Below are 15732 nucleotides of genomic sequence, written 5' to 3' on the forward strand. Positions count from 1 at the left end.
GCTCCTTTTTTATATTTAAGAATAGGATAAACTACCCTATTTCTTTTACTTCTTTAATGAAAATCCATTTCATGAATAATTTCTCACCATCGTTAGTTTTGATTGCTTTAAACTTAGGTGATAAAATCGTTCCCACCACAAAAGCAGTAAACGGAACCCAAAGTCCAGTTAATCCTGTGTACATCTCTACAAGGTAACGTACAGATATAAACAGAATTGCAAAACATCCCAATTGATAAAAAAAAGCTCTTATTTGTAATTTTGACATGCCGTTTTTTTTAAGGTTTAAAAAAGTTTAATGTTGGTTACTATTCATCAATGATAAATTTTGAACCCTTCTGTTTTCTTTCTTTTTATTCGTCTTCTGTTACTTGAAATTTAGTTCTCTTACTTCCTTCATACATTTCATATTTCACTAAACGCGCTTCAATACTTGCATTAAAAAGTTTGATTTTTCTAGAAGGACGCAAACCTACAAATTTCAAGGCATCAAGATTACCAGTAATAAACCAAGAGTTAGTTCCTGGATAATTTTTCTTTAAAGTATCTCCTATGTTTTTATAGAATTCTTCCATATGAATATCTAAACGCTCATCATAAGGCGGGTTAAATACCATGTGAAGTTTTCCTTGAGTAGTTTTTTCAGTGTCAAAAAAGTTTTGCTCCTCGATAGTAATATACTCTTCAAGGTTAGCATTCTTAATATTATCCTTAGCTTTTTGAACTGCAGATGGCGCTTTATCATATCCTTTAATCGTATGATGAAACTCACGCACTCTTTTTAATAAACTATCAACGATGTTGTCAAACAATTCATTATCCCAGTCTTTCCATTTTTCGAATGCAAATTCTTTACGGTTAATGTTAGCAGGGATATTACAAGCAATCATTGCTGCTTCTGCAAGGAAAGTACCAGAACCACACATTGGGTCAAGAAAATCAGTCTCTCCATCCCATCCAGAAAGTAATAGAACACCTGCAGCAAGCACTTCATTTATAGGAGCGATATTTGTTGCCGTTCTATAGCCACGCTGGTGTAAAGAATTCCCAGAAGTATCTAGCGCTACAGAAACTTGGTCTCTATCAATATGAATATTAATTCTTAAATCAGGATGTGCCTTATCGATACTAGGACGTTGCCCAGTACGTTCTCTAAATTGATCTACAATCGCATCTTTACATTTTTGAGAAACAAATTCAGAGTGATTGAAATTATCTGAATGCACCGTTGCATCAATTACAAAAGTTTGATTGGCATTGATATATTTAGACCAGTTCACACCAGAAACCCCTTTATATAAAGCTTGTTCATTATTAGCTCTAAAAGAGTAAATAGGTTTCAAAATTTTTAAAGCAGTACGCAAAGACAAATTGGCCTTATACATAAAACCTTTATCTCCTTTAAAACTTACCATTCTCACGCCTTGCTCTACTTCTTGAGCGCCTAGTTTTAGCAATTCGTTTGCTAATATCTCTTCAAAACCAAAAAAGGTTTTGGCTACCATCTTAAAATTATCTTCCATTTTTTTGTATCATTTAAAACAAGCCCCTTTATAAAATTATAAACGCTTGCAATAAAAATTATGTGAATTGGTTTGTATCGCAACCTATTCGTTATTTTTCAGCAAAAATACACTAAATTTGCCGGATAGAATAAATTGAAAAAGAATAAATGTCTGAAGAATTGAAACCTACTGCCGTAAATCAAGATCAACCCAAGCAAACTTGGTTTAGCTCTTGGTTTGATACACCTTATTATCACATCCTATATAAAGATAGAAATTATAGAGAAGCTCAAGTCTTCATGGATAATTTGACCCATTACTTGAACCTTCCTGAAAAAGCAAATGTATTAGACCTAGCCTGTGGTAAAGGCCGCCATTCGATCTATTTAAACCAGTTAGGTTTTAATGTGTTGGGAGCTGACCTATCTGAAAACAGCATAGAAGAAGCTAGTAAAAACACAAACGATAGCTTGCATTTTAAAGTGCATGACATGAGACAACCGTTTGAAGAAAAGTACGATGCCATATTTAATTTGTTCACTAGTTTTGGATATTTCGAAAACGAAGAAGATAATTTAACGACTTTAAAAGCGATCAAAGAAAGTTTATCTGAGTATGGTTTTGCTGTAATCGACTTTATGAATGTAACGCAAGTATTGAATACACTTGTACCTGAGGAAACAAAAACAGTAGACGGAATCGATTTTCAATTAAAGCGTTATTTAAAAGACGGCCACATTTACAAGGACATTATTTTTAGTGATAAAGGCCAAGATTTTCATTACACCGAAAAAGTAAAAGCCCTAACATTGCAAGATTTTGAAACTATGATGGAAGAGGCTGGTATCTATTTACTTGACATCTTTGGAGATTATAAGTTAAAAAAGTTCTATAAAAATGAGAGCGAGCGACTAATCATGATATTCAAATAATATCAAGTATTCCTTTTAATCAATCGCTGCAGCACACATGCGCTTTAACGATCAAAAACAAAAGATTCAACAATACACATGAATTACTTATTACCTTTAATATCAGTATTATTAGGTTATGTTATCGCTTTGATTTTAAAACCAAAGAACAAGACAAACTTAAAATTATTGCTAGCCTTTAGCGGTTCGTTCTTGCTGTCACTTACAGTAATGCACCTGCTGCCAGAGGTATATGATACGCATAACCCATATATTGGGCCTTTTATTATGGTTGGAATTTTATTCCAAATCATATTAGAATTTTTCTCTAAAGGAGCCGAGCATGGTCACGTTCACGGCCACCCTAATATGGCACATATTCCCTGGTTTCTCTTTTTAAGCCTGTGCATTCACGCTTTTTTAGAAGGTTTCCCTGTGAGTCACCACACTGACTTAGCAGTGGGAATTGCCATCCACCACTTACCTATTGCCATAATCCTCACAACATTTTTTATAAATGCACAGCTTAACAAAAAGGCCATTTTTGCTTTCATGATTACTTTTGCAGCAATGACACCTCTAGGAACTATAGCGGCAGATTATCTCCCTATATTAAACGATTACCATACTGAACTTACAGCTGTCGTAATTGGTATATTATTTCACATATCTTCTACAATCATCTTTGAAAGTAGCGAAGGACACAAATTTAACATTGCTAAAGTTTCTATGATTATCCTAGGAATCCTGTTAGCGTTCTTCTTATAATCTTAATATTTTGGGCGTGACCCATTATAGGCTTGATAAAAATCTAGCCTATAATGGGTCGGGCTATTTGTTGCAATCTTTTATTTTTTAAAGAAAAAAAATAAAAGGATTTCCACTGCTATCCCTCACGCGACACTTAGTTGATGACCACAGCTATTCGTTTTCATAATTTAGCTTACTGTAAGCTATTGTGGATAAGATTACTTACATATTATTCTCAAATGTTAAAAAGATGTTTATATTTGATCGTAAGTAAAAATGATATTCACCACAACATTATGAAAACAGGTCTTAGAAAATACTCCCTCATTCTTAAAGAGCTAAAAGTAACATTCCCTAAACTGACTGATTACGAAATGCTGACTTTAGCAGTGCAGATAGAGCGAAACGAAATTTTAGAAAACGGCCTTGCAGTTAGTAGAGATGATCACACAAGCAGTGGAATCGAAGCAATTGTAAACGCAGTAAAGGATTTAGAAATCAGAACGTAGTCATATTAACAACAACCATATAAAGTAACTAACATTAAAACCAAACCAAATGAAAAGTGAATGGATAACAAATTACGAAGGAAACGAAATCAAGATTACTAATAATTGGTTTTCTGGTGAAAAACTGTTCGTAAATAACGAGCTCCAAGATGAGCAACTAAATTTTATTACGCCAAGTAACATGACTGGTAACTTAATCGATAGAAACGGAAAGCAACTCCAACTAAAAACTAATATTTCCGGATTATTTACTGTTAGTTGTCGGTTGTTTATTGATAATAAAAAAGTAACATTGAAACAAATAGCATAATTAAAAACTTAAAGAGAGACTACACTATAGTTTCTCTTTTTTTTATGCCAACTTAGAATTTTAATCGTGCTAACCTAGCCCCGATTGCAGCGGCATCCTCTTGTGTGGCGATAGCCAAAACAAGAGATATAGCAAAAAGCGGGACGACTGTTCTTGAAATCCCAAAACAAACAGCTCCTTTAATTTAAAATTTTCTGAAAAATCAATTATAAAACTAGAAACATATAATCGTTTTTAAATTATAACATCGTTAACGAGAAATAAGCCAAGACTAAGCAAAATCTAAAGCGTAAAATCAAAAAAACTTTTAAAAAGGTAGTATCTTTGAGTCTTTGCAACTCTGAATTTCAAAAAATAATGACTTTTAATAAAACTACTGAGCAAACCTCAAATTACGAACATTTAGATAAAATGAGCGTGGATGAGCTTTTGATAAATATCAATAACGAAGACAAAACCGTGGCGTACGCCGTTGAAAAAGCGTTGCCGCAAATTAGCGCATTGGTAACTCAAATTGTTACTAAAATGCAAGCTGGTGGTCGCCTTTTTTATATTGGTGCAGGTACTTCAGGTAGATTAGGTGTGGTAGATGCCTCTGAGTGTCCGCCTACCTTTGGAGTTCCGTTTGATACCGTTGTTGGAATAATTGCTGGTGGCGATGAGGCTATTAGAAAGGCGGTAGAAAATGCAGAAGATAACGCAACACAAGCTTGGATTGATTTACAAGCGCATGACATTTCGACTAAAGATGTAGTGATCGGTATTGCTGCATCAGGTACAACACCATACGTAATTGGCGGACTTGAAAAATGCAATGAGAATGGCATTCTCACAGGAAGTATTTCATGCAATGCTGCTAGTCCAATATCGAATACAGCTCAATTTCCTATTGATGTGGTAGTAGGACCAGAATTTGTAACAGGAAGCTCTCGAATGAAAGCAGGTACAGCTCAAAAACTGGTGCTAAACATGATCTCAACTGCTACTATGATCCAACTTGGAAAAGTAAAAGGAAATAAGATGGTCGACATGCAACTGAGTAATAGTAAACTTGTAGACCGTGGTGTAAAAATGATCATGAGTGAAATTCCTGTAACTTATGATAGCGCTGCTGAGTTACTTCAAAACATGGGTAGTGTAAGAAAAGCAATTGATCACTTTAACGCAAGCAAGTAACATTAGGATTATAAATTCTAACTTAAAATTCTACACAATAATTATGGCGACAAATAAAGAACTATTGACACAAGGTATAAAATACTTGGCTTTTGCTTTACCTCTATTATTTATTGGCCCAGCAATTATCTACAATGCATTTATAAATAAAGAAAACGGCTGGCACTACTTAGTTCTCGCTGTGGGAATTATTGCTTGCATTGGCGCAGTGTACTTTATGTTCAAAGGTTTACAAACTATGGTTAAAGGCTTATTTAACGATTAATGGAAGAACTAATTCACATACAAAAGACCTTTGATAAAATAAACTTTATCAATAAAAGAGTAAGCAACCGCGAGTTTGAAGATTGCGTTTTTAAAAACTGTGACTTTTCAAATAGTGACTTCTCAAATAATACATTTATGGATTGTGATTTTATCGATTGCAATTTATCTATGACCAAACTAATCGCCACAGATTTAAAAACAGTTAACTTCATCAATTGTAAATTAATGGGAATTGAGTTTAATATGTGTAACGATTTTTTATTCCAAACTAGTTTTCAAGATGCTGTTTTAGACTACTCTTCATTTATTAATAAAAAGATGTTGAAGACAAACTTTACTAACTGTTCGATGAAGGAGGTCAATTTTTCGAATACCAATTTATCTAATTCTGTTTTTGATAATTGCAATTTGGATAATGCTTTATTTCATGAAACTCAATTGAAAGAAGTGAATTTTGTAACCTCATTCAATTATAAGATTGACCCAGAGTACAACCCAATGAAAAAAGCGAAGTTCTCTAGAGAAGGAATCGTTGGGCTACTAGACAAGCACGATATAAAAATACAATAGTATGAATGCAAACGATTCCTATTTGAGTAGTGTTAAAAAACAATTTGCGTATTATAAATTAGTAGGCGAAAAAGCAATTGATCAACTTGAACCAGAACAACTATTTATAAGTGCAAATGACGACACTAATACTATCGCTACAATTGTTAAGCACATTGCTGGCAACATGCTTTCGCGGTGGACAGATTTCCTTACTACTGATGGCGAAAAAGAATGGCGCCAAAGAGATCAAGAATTTGAAAACGATTTAAAGACTAAAGAAGCCGTTATGGCTATCTGGAACAAAGGATGGGACTGTTTATTCACTACTTTAAATCTTTTAAAACCGGAACAACTTGCAAATATTATTTATATTCGCAACGAAGGCCATACTGCAATTGAAGCAGTAAACAGACAACTAGCACACTATCCTTATCACGTAGGTCAAATAGTATTTTACGCTAAATTATTAAAAAGCAGTGACTGGAATAGTTTGACAATATCACGAAACAATTCTAATAATTACAATGGTGTAAAGTTTGCACAGCAAAAAAGCATTCAAAACTTTACCGACAAAGAAATTGAAAGATTAAAATAATAAACATTCATGAAAAAATTACTTATTCTCCCTATATTAATATTAACCGCTTCTTGTTACAACGTAGAACGCGATTGCAAAGATTTTAAAACTGGTAAATTCAAGTTTGAATACGAAGTGGACGGTATAAAAAAAACGACTTACTTTGAAAGAAATGATAGTATTGAAATCGAAAATTATGACGGCAAAATAGATACTGCATCTGTGAGATGGGTAAATGATTGCGAATATGTTTTAAAGAAGCTACACCCAAAAAATATGGCCGAAGAGAAATCAATCGATATGAAAATCTTGACAACATCTGGTGATACATACACATTTGAATTTGGAATGGTAGGTGTGGCTCAAAAGCAAAGAGGGACGGTAACTAAACTATCAGATTTATAAATTGTAGATTTAATAAATTAAAAAGACAAGCTAATGGAAGTATTCTTAAACCCCGATGCGTGGATAGCATTAATTACACTTACGTTTTTAGAAATTGTACTAGGAATAGATAATATTATCTTTATTTCTATAGCTACAGGAAAACTGCCACCTGAAAGCCGTAAAAAAGCAACTAAAATAGGAATGTTTCTAGCCATGTTCATGCGTATCGCTTTATTACTAGGGATTTCTTATTTGATCGCGATGAAAGAACCTTGGTTTACTTTGAATTTTAGTTGGTTATCTGCACAGGTTTCTGGTCAAAGTATCATTTTACTATTAGGTGGTCTATTCTTGATATATAAGAGTACTAGCGAAATTAGAGAGAAAGTAGACGAAAAAGGACATGAAGAAAAGGAGTTGGGTAAGGCCGCAACAAAATCTTTTACTAATGTAATTTTCCAAATCATTTTAATTGATCTTGTATTTTCTTTTGACAGTATTTTAACCGCAGTAGGAATGACAAATGGAGTTCAGGGCGCATTATACATTATGATTACTGCTGTTGTAATTTCTGTTTTAATCATGATGCAGTTTGCTGTACCAGTAGGTAATTTTGTAAACAAGCACCCATCCATTCAAATTTTGGGTTTATCTTTCTTGATTTTGATTGGCTTCATGTTAATAACAGAAAGTGCTCACCTATCTAATGCAATGATCTTTGGTAGCCATGTCACACCAGTACCAAAAGGATACTTATACTTTGCCATTTCGTTCTCCTTATTAGTAGAAGTACTAAACATGAAAGCAACTAAGAAACGTTAAAACTATGACATCAGCAAAGCTAGAATAAAGTCGACTATAACTAAACAAGTAACGCTAAGCGGAAATACAAAAAGCTCAATCATATAGATTGAGCTTTTTTATTAGCGGTGATTTTAAATCTATTTAATAGCACATGATCAATCAGTATAACTTTATACATTCGATAGAAATAACAACCTTTACATCATTCTAATTGAGCACAAAAAAAAACAGTAGTAAACCGGAGTCTACTACTGTTCTTATTATTTACATAAACTGTACTATTTAATTAGCACAATTTAATACTTATACTTTGAATCTTTTTCTATCAGTTTCAGTCAAATAGATTTTTCTCAAACGAATAGATTTTGGAGTACACTCAACATATTCATCTTTTTGAATGTATTCTAAAGCTTCCTCTAGAGAGAAAATGATTGGAGGAATAATTCTAGCTTTTTCATCATTTCCAGATGAACGTACGTTAGATTGTTTTTTCTCCTTAGTTACGTTAACACACATATCATCAGAACGTGAGTTTTCACCAATTACTTGACCTTCGTAGATTTCAGCATTTGGTTCAACGAAGAACTTACCACGATCTTGTAATTTATCGATAGAATAAGGAATAGCTTTTCCTTTTTCCATAGAGATCAAAGAACCTTTGTTACGTCCAGCGATTTCACCTTTGTAAGGCTCATATCCAATGAAACGGTGCGCCATAATAGCCTCACCAGCAGTAGCAGTCAACAATTGATTACGCAATCCGATAATTCCACGAGATGGAATATTGAATTTTACAATCATACGCTCACCTTTAGTCTCCATGCTTAACATTTCACCTTTACGCATTGTAACAAACTCTACAGCTCTTCCAGAAAGTGTTTCTGGTAAATCGATTGTTAATTCCTCAATTGGTTCACATTTTTTACCATCAATTTCTTTGATGATAACTTGTGGTTGTCCAATTTGTAATTCATACCCTTCTCTTCTCATTGTTTCAATAAGAACAGATAAGTGAAGTACACCACGACCAAAAACCATAAACTTATCAGCTGAATCAGTTTCACCCATTTTCATGGCTAAATTTTTCTCAAGCTCTTTAGTTAATCTTTCTCTAATGTGACGTGAAGTTACAAATTTACCCTCTTTTCCAAAGAAAGGAGAATCATTAATTGTAAACAACATACTCATAGTAGGCTCATCAATAGCAATTGATTTAAGTCCTTCTGGATTTTCAGCATCAGCGATAGTATCACCAATTTCAAAACCTTCAACACCAATAATTGCACAGATATCTCCAGCTACTACTTCTGCTACTTTTTTACGTCCAAGACCTTCAAAAGTATGTAATTCTTTAATACGAGATTTTGTTACAGTACCATCTCTTTTTACTAATGAGATTGGCATACCTTCTTTCAATACACCTCTTTCAAGACGACCAATAGCGATACGACCTGTAAATGCAGAAAAGTCAAGAGACGTAATCAACATTTGAGGAGTTCCTTCTGATACTTTAGGAGCTGGTACATTTTCGATAACCATATCCAATAATGCTTCAACATTATCAGTTACGTTTTCCCAATGGTCAGACATCCAGTTGTTCTTAGCAGAACCGTAAACTGCTGGAAAATCCAACTGCTCTTCAGTAGCTCCTAATTCGAACATTAAGTCAAAAACTTTTTCATGAACTTCTTCAGGAGTACAGTTTTCTTTGTCAACTTTATTTATAACAACGCATGGTTTCAAACCAAGGTCTAGTGCTTTTTGTAATACAAAACGCGTTTGTGGCATAGGCCCTTCAAATGCATCCACAAGTAAACAAACTCCATCAGCCATATTTAATACACGCTCTACTTCACCACCAAAATCGGCGTGACCAGGAGTGTCAATAATGTTGATTTTAGTTCCTTTATACTGAACAGAAACATTCTTAGAGGTAATTGTGATACCTCTTTCGCGCTCTAGGTCGTTATTATCAAGGATTAGATCACCTGTGTTTTCGTTGTCACGAAATAATTGACAGTGATACATAATTTTATCAACCAAAGTTGTTTTACCGTGATCGACGTGGGCAATAATTGCAATGTTTCTAATAGATTCCATCTGTGATTTTTAATGAGTGCAAAGGTACACTTTATTTTGATAAAACAAATATTTATCCAATACTTTACATATACTTAACTAATTAGGAACAATTAGAGCCAAAAGAAACATACTTAGAAAATAAAAATACCAACTATTTTTAATTGACTTAAATTAATTACATTTGGATAATGAAAAATAAATCCACACAAATAGCACTAATATACTTGCTGATTGCATTATTTGCTGCTATAATTTTTCATAAATTATCAATACGATACGCTGACATAGTCAATCTTCACGATTACAATTTCATCAAAGACATTATGCTTGTCATACTTACTGCGGGTGCTTTTAGATTTATCCTAGCTAAGAATGATAAAAGAAATAACAGCTATCTAATTGCACTAAAGGAAACAAACGACGAAATAAAAGAGTCAAATGATCGCTATAATATTGTAGCAAAAGCGACTAGCGACATCATACGTGACTGGAATATTCAAAGTGACAAACTAGAATGGAGTATAGGTATCGAAACCATCTTTGGTTATCAAAAAAATCAACTTGGCGAAACTTCTGCATGGTGGTTTGACAATATTCATCCCGAAGACAGCATACGAATGTCTATAAAACTATACTCTTTTCTAGAAGAGAAAACAGATAAATGGCAGGATGAGTACCGTTTTAAATGTGCAGATGGTTCTTATAAATATGTATTAGACAAGGGCTTTATCATCAAAGACAAACTCGGAAAGCCTGTTAGAATGATTGGAGCAATTCAAGATATTACTAAACAAAAAGAAGAAGAAATTCGCTTGCGATTACTTGAGACCGTTATTTTACAAACGAAAGACTCAGTTATGATTACCGAGGCTGATTTCAATGAGAAACAGCTTCCAAAAATAGTCTATGTAAATCCAGCCTTTTCAGCAATAAGTGGCTATCAAGCGTTTGAAGTTATAGGGCAATCACCAGATATATTCAAAGGACCCAAAACAGATCCCATAGCAGTTGAGAAAATTTTCAATTCCATTCGTAATAAACAAGAAAACAATATCGAAATGATTTGTTATAGAAGAAATGGTGAAGAACTCTGGCTCCGCTTTACCATAATTCCTATATATAATGAAGAACAACAATTATCACATTGGATTTCTATACAAAAGGATGTCACCCAAATTAAGCAGCAAGAAAAAGAGAAGGAACAGTTAATTACAGAGCTCACAAAGAAAAATACCGATTTAAAACAGTTCTCCTATATTACATCTCACAACTTACGTGCACCTCTTTCTAATTTAATTGGCTTACTCAACCTTGTGGAAGACATACCTATTGAAGACGGTGAATTGAGAGAAATTATACAAGGATTAAGCACGTCTACTCACTTACTAAATGACACCATAACTGATTTAACAAAAATCATGGTCATCAAAGAAATGCATAACATTGATAAAGAAAACATAGCTATATCCGAAGTTTTTGAAAAAGTATACGCTCAAACGACTATTCTACAGAGTAAGAAAAAACCAATAATTTATGCTGATTTTAAAAAAGCTGCTGATTTAAAAATAAATAAGTCTTATATTGAGAGCATATTTACTAATTTACTAACCAATGCTATAAAATATAAATCTGTCAACCAAGATCTAATTATTGAAGTCAGCGCCACACTTGTAAACGGCTCAACTTTGATCATTTTTAAGGATAATGGAATAGGTATCGATCTTAAGCGAAATAAGGATAAAGTTTTTGGACTTTATCAAAAATTCCATAATAACCCAAACGGTAAAGGGTTAGGCCTTTACCTAGTAAAATCACAAGTTGAGGCCATGGACGGTACAATTGCCATAGAAAGCGAAGTAAATATAGGAACCAAATTTATAATAAAATTTCCACATAAATAATACCATGCTAAATACCATATTGTTTGTAGACGATGACCCCATAACACTAATGCTTTGTAAAAAAGTGATTAGTAAAGCTGCATTTTCAGATCAAATTATAACAGCTAAAAATGGTGAAGAGGCACTATTTTTATTCGAAAATCTGTTACTAAATCCTACTAAACCATTACCTGAATTAATTTTTTTAGACCTTAATATGCCAGTAATGGGAGGTTGGGAATTCTTAGAACTATTTAGTAAACCTATTTACAAACAATTCCACGATATTAAAGTAATTGTATTATCCTCAACAATTGATCCTGAGGATTTAGAAAAGACAAAGGAATTTCCTATGGTAATGGACTTTTTACCAAAACCAATATCGCTAACAATGCTATCGAAGGTTGCAGAAAATCTAAGCTGATAATCACATTAGAATAGGAGAGCAGTAAAAATCAACTGATTTAAAAAGCTAATAATATTCTACATATCGAAAAATAGGTTTAACTTAAAGTCATCAAAATATCTAAAAAAAATGGATCTGAGGACGATTATTTCTTCAACATTTAGGTCGCATCCCTACGGGTCGGGCTATCCACTATATCTTTAATACCTTATAAAATATAAAAATATTTTATAAGGTATTAAAGGATGCCGTTACTATCCCTTGCGAGAAAATCATAACATTACCACTATTGGACTACTCCTAAATGTTAAGTCTGATTTAAAAAAAAAGCCCCATTTTACATCAAAAATTAAGATTACGAATACCTATTCTGATATAATAAATTTTATATCACCTTAATTTCTGGTGTATTACTATGATTTAAATAAAACAAAGAAATGAAGAAGACACATCTTTTTTTGACGAACTTACTATTATCAAATCAGAACTAGAACTCACATATTAATACTCATGATTGCCATAGTAAACGTACTATTCAAAACTTCACGTTCCGAATTAACTCAGTTTACTTGCACAGCAAACAACCATCCTACGTAGATAAAAAAACAGCGGAACGAATAACAAGGGAACGAACTTAACCAATGAGTTCGCTACTTTTTAGTATAAAATTAGTAGATACTACGGATCAGGAGCAAAACCTACGGAGAAGTTTTAGAAAACTTACTATTTTTGTAGTATTAATAATGAGATATGACTTCTATAGACCTTTTAAAATTTATACTTCCTGATTTTTTATTTTAGTAACTTTGAAATAATTTCTGCAACTAACTCTGAGGAAAACCGTCATTTCTATTTTTCAGAAAAATCAAAACCTCCTAAAGAGTTTCATTTTTTGTAATTAGTATCCAAAGGCTATATAGATGAAGTAACAATTCAACATTTCCCATTAAGAGCAAAATTTGTCTTCTTACACGTTAAACGTCGTCGCTGGACAAATAAAATTAATGGTGAGATTGTTAAAGTACCGAAAGCTATCGGGAGGCAGTTAGTTGCCAAGGGAACACGTATGACGCAAGAGTTTATGGCTTTTTTATAAGAAATTAATAGATAATACCGTTTTTAACTGTAATACCATTGGAGGATTCTTCGGTGTTGACGGTAAAAAACTCTAAAGGCAGTATAAAAATCACTCAAGTTCTTTTAAAACTTGGGAACTTAGAAAACATGCGCATAACTGGATTGTTGACCCTGAAAATATAGGTACTCATTTCGCCGTTGACGAAGTCGCCTTATCCCACGGAGAACTTTAGTCTATTGTCACTAATAAAAAAGCCAAAGGAAACAAAAGATCCTTAGTGGCTATTGTTGCTGAAACTAAAACAGAACAGGTTATTGAACAAGTCAGTAAGATCGACTTAAAAAAAAGACAAGCGGTTACAGAAATCACTCATGATATGGCAAACTCCATGAAGTTGATAGCTAAAAAATCTTATCCAAAAGCCATACAAGTAACGGATCACTTTCATGTACAAAAATTAGCCTTACAGATTTTACAAGAATCAAGTACAGTTGGTAAGCAATGGACAGAGAGAATCAGCAAATACTAAATGCTAAATCCCAAAACAAAACACATACTCCACAACTTTTAAACAATGAAGATACAGTAAAACAGTTATTAGCCAGAAGTCGTTATATACTATATAAATTAAAAGAAAAATGGGATCAATCCTAAAAGTTGGGGAGGGATTTGATTTTCATTAAATTAGCAGACAAAAAAGTACCCCTTGGTAAATTATATAGAACTTTTAAAACTCATACTGCCTGAATTAATTGTAGAACACTTTGATTTGGTGAATACCAAAACTGAACAAGAGAAAATGCATTTGTTTTTGAAGAAAAAAGTGCTCCACCCAAAGAATATAATAATCGACAACTAGTTTCAAAAGGTTTTTTACATGAGATTACTATTCAAGAATTTCCACTTAGAGGGAAATTCGTATATCTCCATATTAATCGTAGGAGGTGGCTTAACAAAGATACAGGGAAAGTAGTTTTTAGTCCCGATAGCTATCGGGAGGAATATTGTAGCACAAGGAACCCGCATGACTCATGAGTTTGCGGATTTTTTAAAAGAAATTAATAAATACTAAAGCAAACGATTGTCATACTATTGGATTTTTCTTTGGTGTTAATGGTAAAAAATTGCAACGACAATATAAAAAACATCTTAGTAATTTTTCCAATTGGGAACAACGAGAACATGCAAATGAGTGGCTAATTTCCCTTGAAAACAATGTTAGTCATTTATCTATAGACGAAGTAAACTTGTCAATGGGAGAGCTTTATACCGTAGTGACCAATAAAGCAGGAAAAGGTAAAAAAGGTTCTATTGTAGCCATTATTGCTGGAACAAAAGCAGAAGTAGTTATTAATCATTTACAAAGGATAGATTTTAAAAAACGTTCTCAGGTAATTGAAATTACTCTAGACATGGCTAATAGCATGAAATTAATTGCTAAAAAATTTTTTCCAAAAGCAACACAAGTAACAGATCGTTTCCATGTTCAAAAACTTGCTTTAGAAGCTGTACAAGAAGTTCGCATTAGATTAAAATGGGAAGCGCTAGATCAAGAAAACCAAAGTATATTAGAAGCAAAACTCAACAATGCACCTTTTGTCTCTAAAGAATTCTCTAACGGAGATACTGCCAAGCAATTACTCACCAGGAGTAGGTTTCTACTCTACAAAAGCTCTAACAAATGGAGCGAAAGCCAAAAAGATAGGGCAACAATAGTATTTGAAGCATATCCAGAAATTAAAACAGTTTACTTTTTAAGTCAAAAATTACGCAATATTTACAATAACAATACTGATAAATTAATAGCTATCACAAAATTAGCACACTGGTATAACGATGTTGAGCGCTTAGGAATAAAAAGTTTTAATACAATAATGAATACCATTAAAATTAACTATGATTCTATTTTGAATTATTTTGGTAATAGAAGTACTAATGCTTCTGCAGAATCTTTCAATGCTAAAATAAAAGCTTTTAGATCTCTCCCGATAGCTATCGGGATAGAGGTGTTAGAAAAGTTGATTTCTTTCTATTTAGATTAACTAAATTATTTGCTTAATCCCCAACTTTTGCACTTGATCCTAATCTTTTTGTTTAATCTTCAACTTTTGCGCTTGATCCCTAAGTTTTCGTTATGATTCCTAAATTCCCAATATTTATTTAAAAATACAACCACAAAAAAAAGCTCCATTTAGAATTAACTAAATGAAGCTTATTGTACTCAGAGCGGGACTTGAACCCGCACGAACATTGCTGTTCACTGGATTTTAAGTCCAGCGTGTCTACCAATTTCACCATCCGAGCATTATAGTGGTACCTCCAGGGATCGAACCAGGGACACATGGATTTTCAGTCCATTGCTCTACCATCTGAGCTAAGGTACCATTAATTTTACTAAAGTAAAATTTTTATTCAATAAAATAGAATACACTAAATTTATTAAAAAGAAAGGCGACGACATACTCTCCCACATAACTGCAGTACCATCTGCGCAGGCGGGCTTAACTACTCTGTTCGGGATGGGAAGAGGTGAGCCCC

18 protein-coding genes, 2 tRNA genes, 1 rRNA gene and 1 pseudogene are annotated in these 15732 nt (G+C 33.2%); 16 read left to right on the forward strand and 6 right to left on the reverse strand.

The window, feature by feature from the left end:
- Nucleotides 1–31: 31 nt before the first annotated feature.
- Both HNQ00_RS10900 and HNQ00_RS10905 read right to left on the reverse strand, forming a co-directional pair.
- On the reverse strand, nt 32–268 hold the full coding sequence (locus tag HNQ00_RS10900) for a hypothetical protein (RefSeq protein WP_173838535.1): 237 nt from the start codon (nt 266–268) through the stop codon (nt 32–34).
- Nucleotides 269–353: 85 nt separating this feature from the next.
- On the reverse strand, nt 354–1523 hold the full coding sequence (locus tag HNQ00_RS10905) for a THUMP domain-containing class I SAM-dependent RNA methyltransferase (protein ID WP_173838536.1): 1170 nt from the start codon (nt 1521–1523) through the stop codon (nt 354–356).
- Nucleotides 1524–1672: 149 nt separating this feature from the next.
- On the opposite strand from HNQ00_RS10905, the gene HNQ00_RS10910 reads away from it, so the two are divergent.
- The 10 genes from HNQ00_RS10910 to HNQ00_RS10955 all read left to right on the forward strand — a co-directional run bounded on the left by HNQ00_RS10910 (nt 1673) and on the right by HNQ00_RS10955 (nt 7766).
- Nucleotides 1673–2437: a class I SAM-dependent methyltransferase gene (locus tag HNQ00_RS10910; protein WP_173838537.1), complete on the forward strand. Its 765-nt coding sequence runs from the start codon at nt 1673–1675 to the stop codon at nt 2435–2437.
- A 78-nt stretch (nt 2438–2515) separates the two neighbouring features.
- Entirely contained in the window at nt 2516–3184 is a 669-nt protein-coding gene (locus HNQ00_RS10915) for a ZIP family metal transporter (protein ID WP_173838538.1), read from the forward strand.
- A 242-nt stretch (nt 3185–3426) separates the two neighbouring features.
- Complete coding sequence (locus HNQ00_RS10920) at nt 3427–3675, forward strand: histidine kinase (RefSeq protein ID WP_173838539.1); 249 nt, start codon at nt 3427–3429, stop codon at nt 3673–3675.
- A gap of 49 nt (nt 3676–3724) precedes the next feature.
- On the forward strand, nt 3725–3985 hold the full coding sequence (locus HNQ00_RS10925; protein WP_173838540.1) for a hypothetical protein: 261 nt from the start codon (nt 3725–3727) through the stop codon (nt 3983–3985).
- A 357-nt stretch (nt 3986–4342) separates the two neighbouring features.
- Nucleotides 4343–5161, forward strand: a complete 819-nt coding sequence (murQ, locus tag HNQ00_RS10930; RefSeq protein ID WP_173838541.1) for an N-acetylmuramic acid 6-phosphate etherase — start codon at nt 4343–4345, stop codon at nt 5159–5161.
- 43 nt (nt 5162–5204) lie between these two features.
- Nucleotides 5205–5426 carry a DUF6095 family protein gene (locus tag HNQ00_RS10935; protein ID WP_173838542.1) on the forward strand — a complete coding sequence of 74 codons (222 nt, stop codon included), beginning with the start codon at nt 5205–5207 and terminating at the stop codon, nt 5424–5426.
- Nucleotides 5426–5998: a pentapeptide repeat-containing protein gene (locus HNQ00_RS10940; RefSeq protein ID WP_173838543.1), complete on the forward strand. Its 573-nt coding sequence runs from the start codon at nt 5426–5428 to the stop codon at nt 5996–5998. The genes HNQ00_RS10935 and HNQ00_RS10940 overlap by 1 nt, the downstream gene beginning before the upstream one ends.
- Before the next feature lies 1 nt (nt 5999).
- The gene (locus HNQ00_RS10945) at nt 6000–6575 is read left to right on the forward strand and encodes a DUF1572 family protein (protein ID WP_173838544.1); all 576 of its coding nucleotides are present in this window, start codon (nt 6000–6002) and stop codon (nt 6573–6575) included.
- Between the two features lie 9 nt (nt 6576–6584).
- Nucleotides 6585–6962 (forward strand): DNA topoisomerase IV, encoded by a 378-nt coding sequence (locus tag HNQ00_RS10950; protein ID WP_173838545.1) that lies wholly within the window; start codon nt 6585–6587, stop codon nt 6960–6962.
- Between the two features lie 33 nt (nt 6963–6995).
- Entirely contained in the window at nt 6996–7766 is a 771-nt protein-coding gene (locus HNQ00_RS10955; RefSeq protein ID WP_173838546.1) for a TerC family protein, read from the forward strand.
- Nucleotides 7767–8051: 285 nt separating this feature from the next.
- Here HNQ00_RS10955 and typA read toward each other — a convergent pair whose 3' ends face one another.
- Entirely contained in the window at nt 8052–9848 is a 1797-nt protein-coding gene (gene typA, locus HNQ00_RS10960; RefSeq protein ID WP_173838547.1) for a translational GTPase TypA, read from the reverse strand.
- 170 nt (nt 9849–10018) lie between these two features.
- On the opposite strand from typA, the gene HNQ00_RS10965 reads away from it, so the two are divergent.
- From HNQ00_RS10965 to HNQ00_RS10980, 6 genes and pseudogenes are all read left to right on the forward strand, one after another.
- Complete coding sequence (locus tag HNQ00_RS10965; RefSeq protein ID WP_173838548.1) at nt 10019–11731, forward strand: PAS domain-containing sensor histidine kinase; 1713 nt, start codon at nt 10019–10021, stop codon at nt 11729–11731.
- Between the two features lie 4 nt (nt 11732–11735).
- Nucleotides 11736–12134, forward strand: coding sequence for a response regulator (locus tag HNQ00_RS10970; RefSeq protein WP_173838549.1), 399 nt, complete (start codon nt 11736–11738; stop codon nt 12132–12134).
- 913 nt (nt 12135–13047) lie between these two features.
- The gene (locus HNQ00_RS16410; RefSeq protein ID WP_463671351.1) at nt 13048–13212 is read left to right on the forward strand and encodes an ISAon1 family transposase N-terminal region protein; all 165 of its coding nucleotides are present in this window, start codon (nt 13048–13050) and stop codon (nt 13210–13212) included.
- Nucleotides 13213–13471: 259 nt separating this feature from the next.
- Nucleotides 13472–13723: a transposase gene (locus tag HNQ00_RS10975; RefSeq protein WP_371739149.1), complete on the forward strand. Its 252-nt coding sequence runs from the start codon at nt 13472–13474 to the stop codon at nt 13721–13723.
- A gap of 332 nt (nt 13724–14055) precedes the next feature.
- A pseudogene (locus HNQ00_RS16415) lies at nt 14056–14229 on the forward strand (ISAon1 family transposase N-terminal region protein); the annotation flags it as partial.
- A gap of 89 nt (nt 14230–14318) precedes the next feature.
- On the forward strand, nt 14319–15236 hold the full coding sequence (locus tag HNQ00_RS10980) for an ISAon1 family transposase (protein WP_463671350.1): 918 nt from the start codon (nt 14319–14321) through the stop codon (nt 15234–15236).
- A gap of 176 nt (nt 15237–15412) precedes the next feature.
- On the opposite strand, the gene HNQ00_RS10985 is transcribed toward HNQ00_RS10980, so the two are convergent.
- From HNQ00_RS10985 to rrf, 3 genes are all read right to left on the reverse strand, one after another.
- Nucleotides 15413–15498 (reverse strand) — tRNA-Leu (locus HNQ00_RS10985).
- A gap of 7 nt (nt 15499–15505) precedes the next feature.
- A tRNA-Phe gene (locus HNQ00_RS10990) sits at nt 15506–15578 on the reverse strand.
- A 62-nt stretch (nt 15579–15640) separates the two neighbouring features.
- A 5S ribosomal RNA gene (rrf, locus tag HNQ00_RS10995) occupies nt 15641–15732 on the reverse strand; the annotation flags it as partial.

It is taken from the genome of Flavobacterium aeripolare (genome assembly GCF_013294025.1).
GTDB lineage: Bacteria > Bacteroidota > Bacteroidia > Flavobacteriales > Flavobacteriaceae > Flavobacterium.

Excerpts from the sequence above, each read along its gene's own strand:
- HNQ00_RS10950 (WP_173838545.1), top strand. The coding sequence starts at position 6,585 with ATGAAAAAATTACTTATTCTCCCTATATTAATATTAACCGCTTCTTGT.
- typA (WP_173838547.1), bottom strand. The coding sequence starts at position 9,848 with ATGGAATCTATTAGAAACATTGCAATTATTGCCCACGTCGATCACGGT.
- HNQ00_RS10945 (WP_173838544.1), top strand. The coding sequence starts at position 6,000 with ATGAATGCAAACGATTCCTATTTGAGTAGTGTTAAAAAACAATTTGCG.
- HNQ00_RS10910 (WP_173838537.1), top strand. The coding sequence starts at position 1,673 with ATGTCTGAAGAATTGAAACCTACTGCCGTAAATCAAGATCAACCCAAG.
- murQ (WP_173838541.1), top strand. The coding sequence starts at position 4,343 with ATGACTTTTAATAAAACTACTGAGCAAACCTCAAATTACGAACATTTA.
- HNQ00_RS10955 (WP_173838546.1), top strand. The coding sequence starts at position 6,996 with ATGGAAGTATTCTTAAACCCCGATGCGTGGATAGCATTAATTACACTT.
- HNQ00_RS10915 (WP_173838538.1), top strand. The coding sequence starts at position 2,516 with ATGAATTACTTATTACCTTTAATATCAGTATTATTAGGTTATGTTATC.
- HNQ00_RS10965 (WP_173838548.1), top strand. The coding sequence starts at position 10,019 with ATGAAAAATAAATCCACACAAATAGCACTAATATACTTGCTGATTGCA.
- HNQ00_RS10970 (WP_173838549.1), top strand. The coding sequence starts at position 11,736 with ATGCTAAATACCATATTGTTTGTAGACGATGACCCCATAACACTAATG.
- HNQ00_RS10905 (WP_173838536.1), bottom strand. The coding sequence starts at position 1,523 with ATGGAAGATAATTTTAAGATGGTAGCCAAAACCTTTTTTGGTTTTGAA.
- HNQ00_RS10935 (WP_173838542.1), top strand. The coding sequence starts at position 5,205 with ATGGCGACAAATAAAGAACTATTGACACAAGGTATAAAATACTTGGCT.
- HNQ00_RS10900 (WP_173838535.1), bottom strand. The coding sequence starts at position 268 with ATGTCAAAATTACAAATAAGAGCTTTTTTTTATCAATTGGGATGTTTT.
- HNQ00_RS10925 (WP_173838540.1), top strand. The coding sequence starts at position 3,725 with ATGAAAAGTGAATGGATAACAAATTACGAAGGAAACGAAATCAAGATT.
- HNQ00_RS10940 (WP_173838543.1), top strand. The coding sequence starts at position 5,426 with ATGGAAGAACTAATTCACATACAAAAGACCTTTGATAAAATAAACTTT.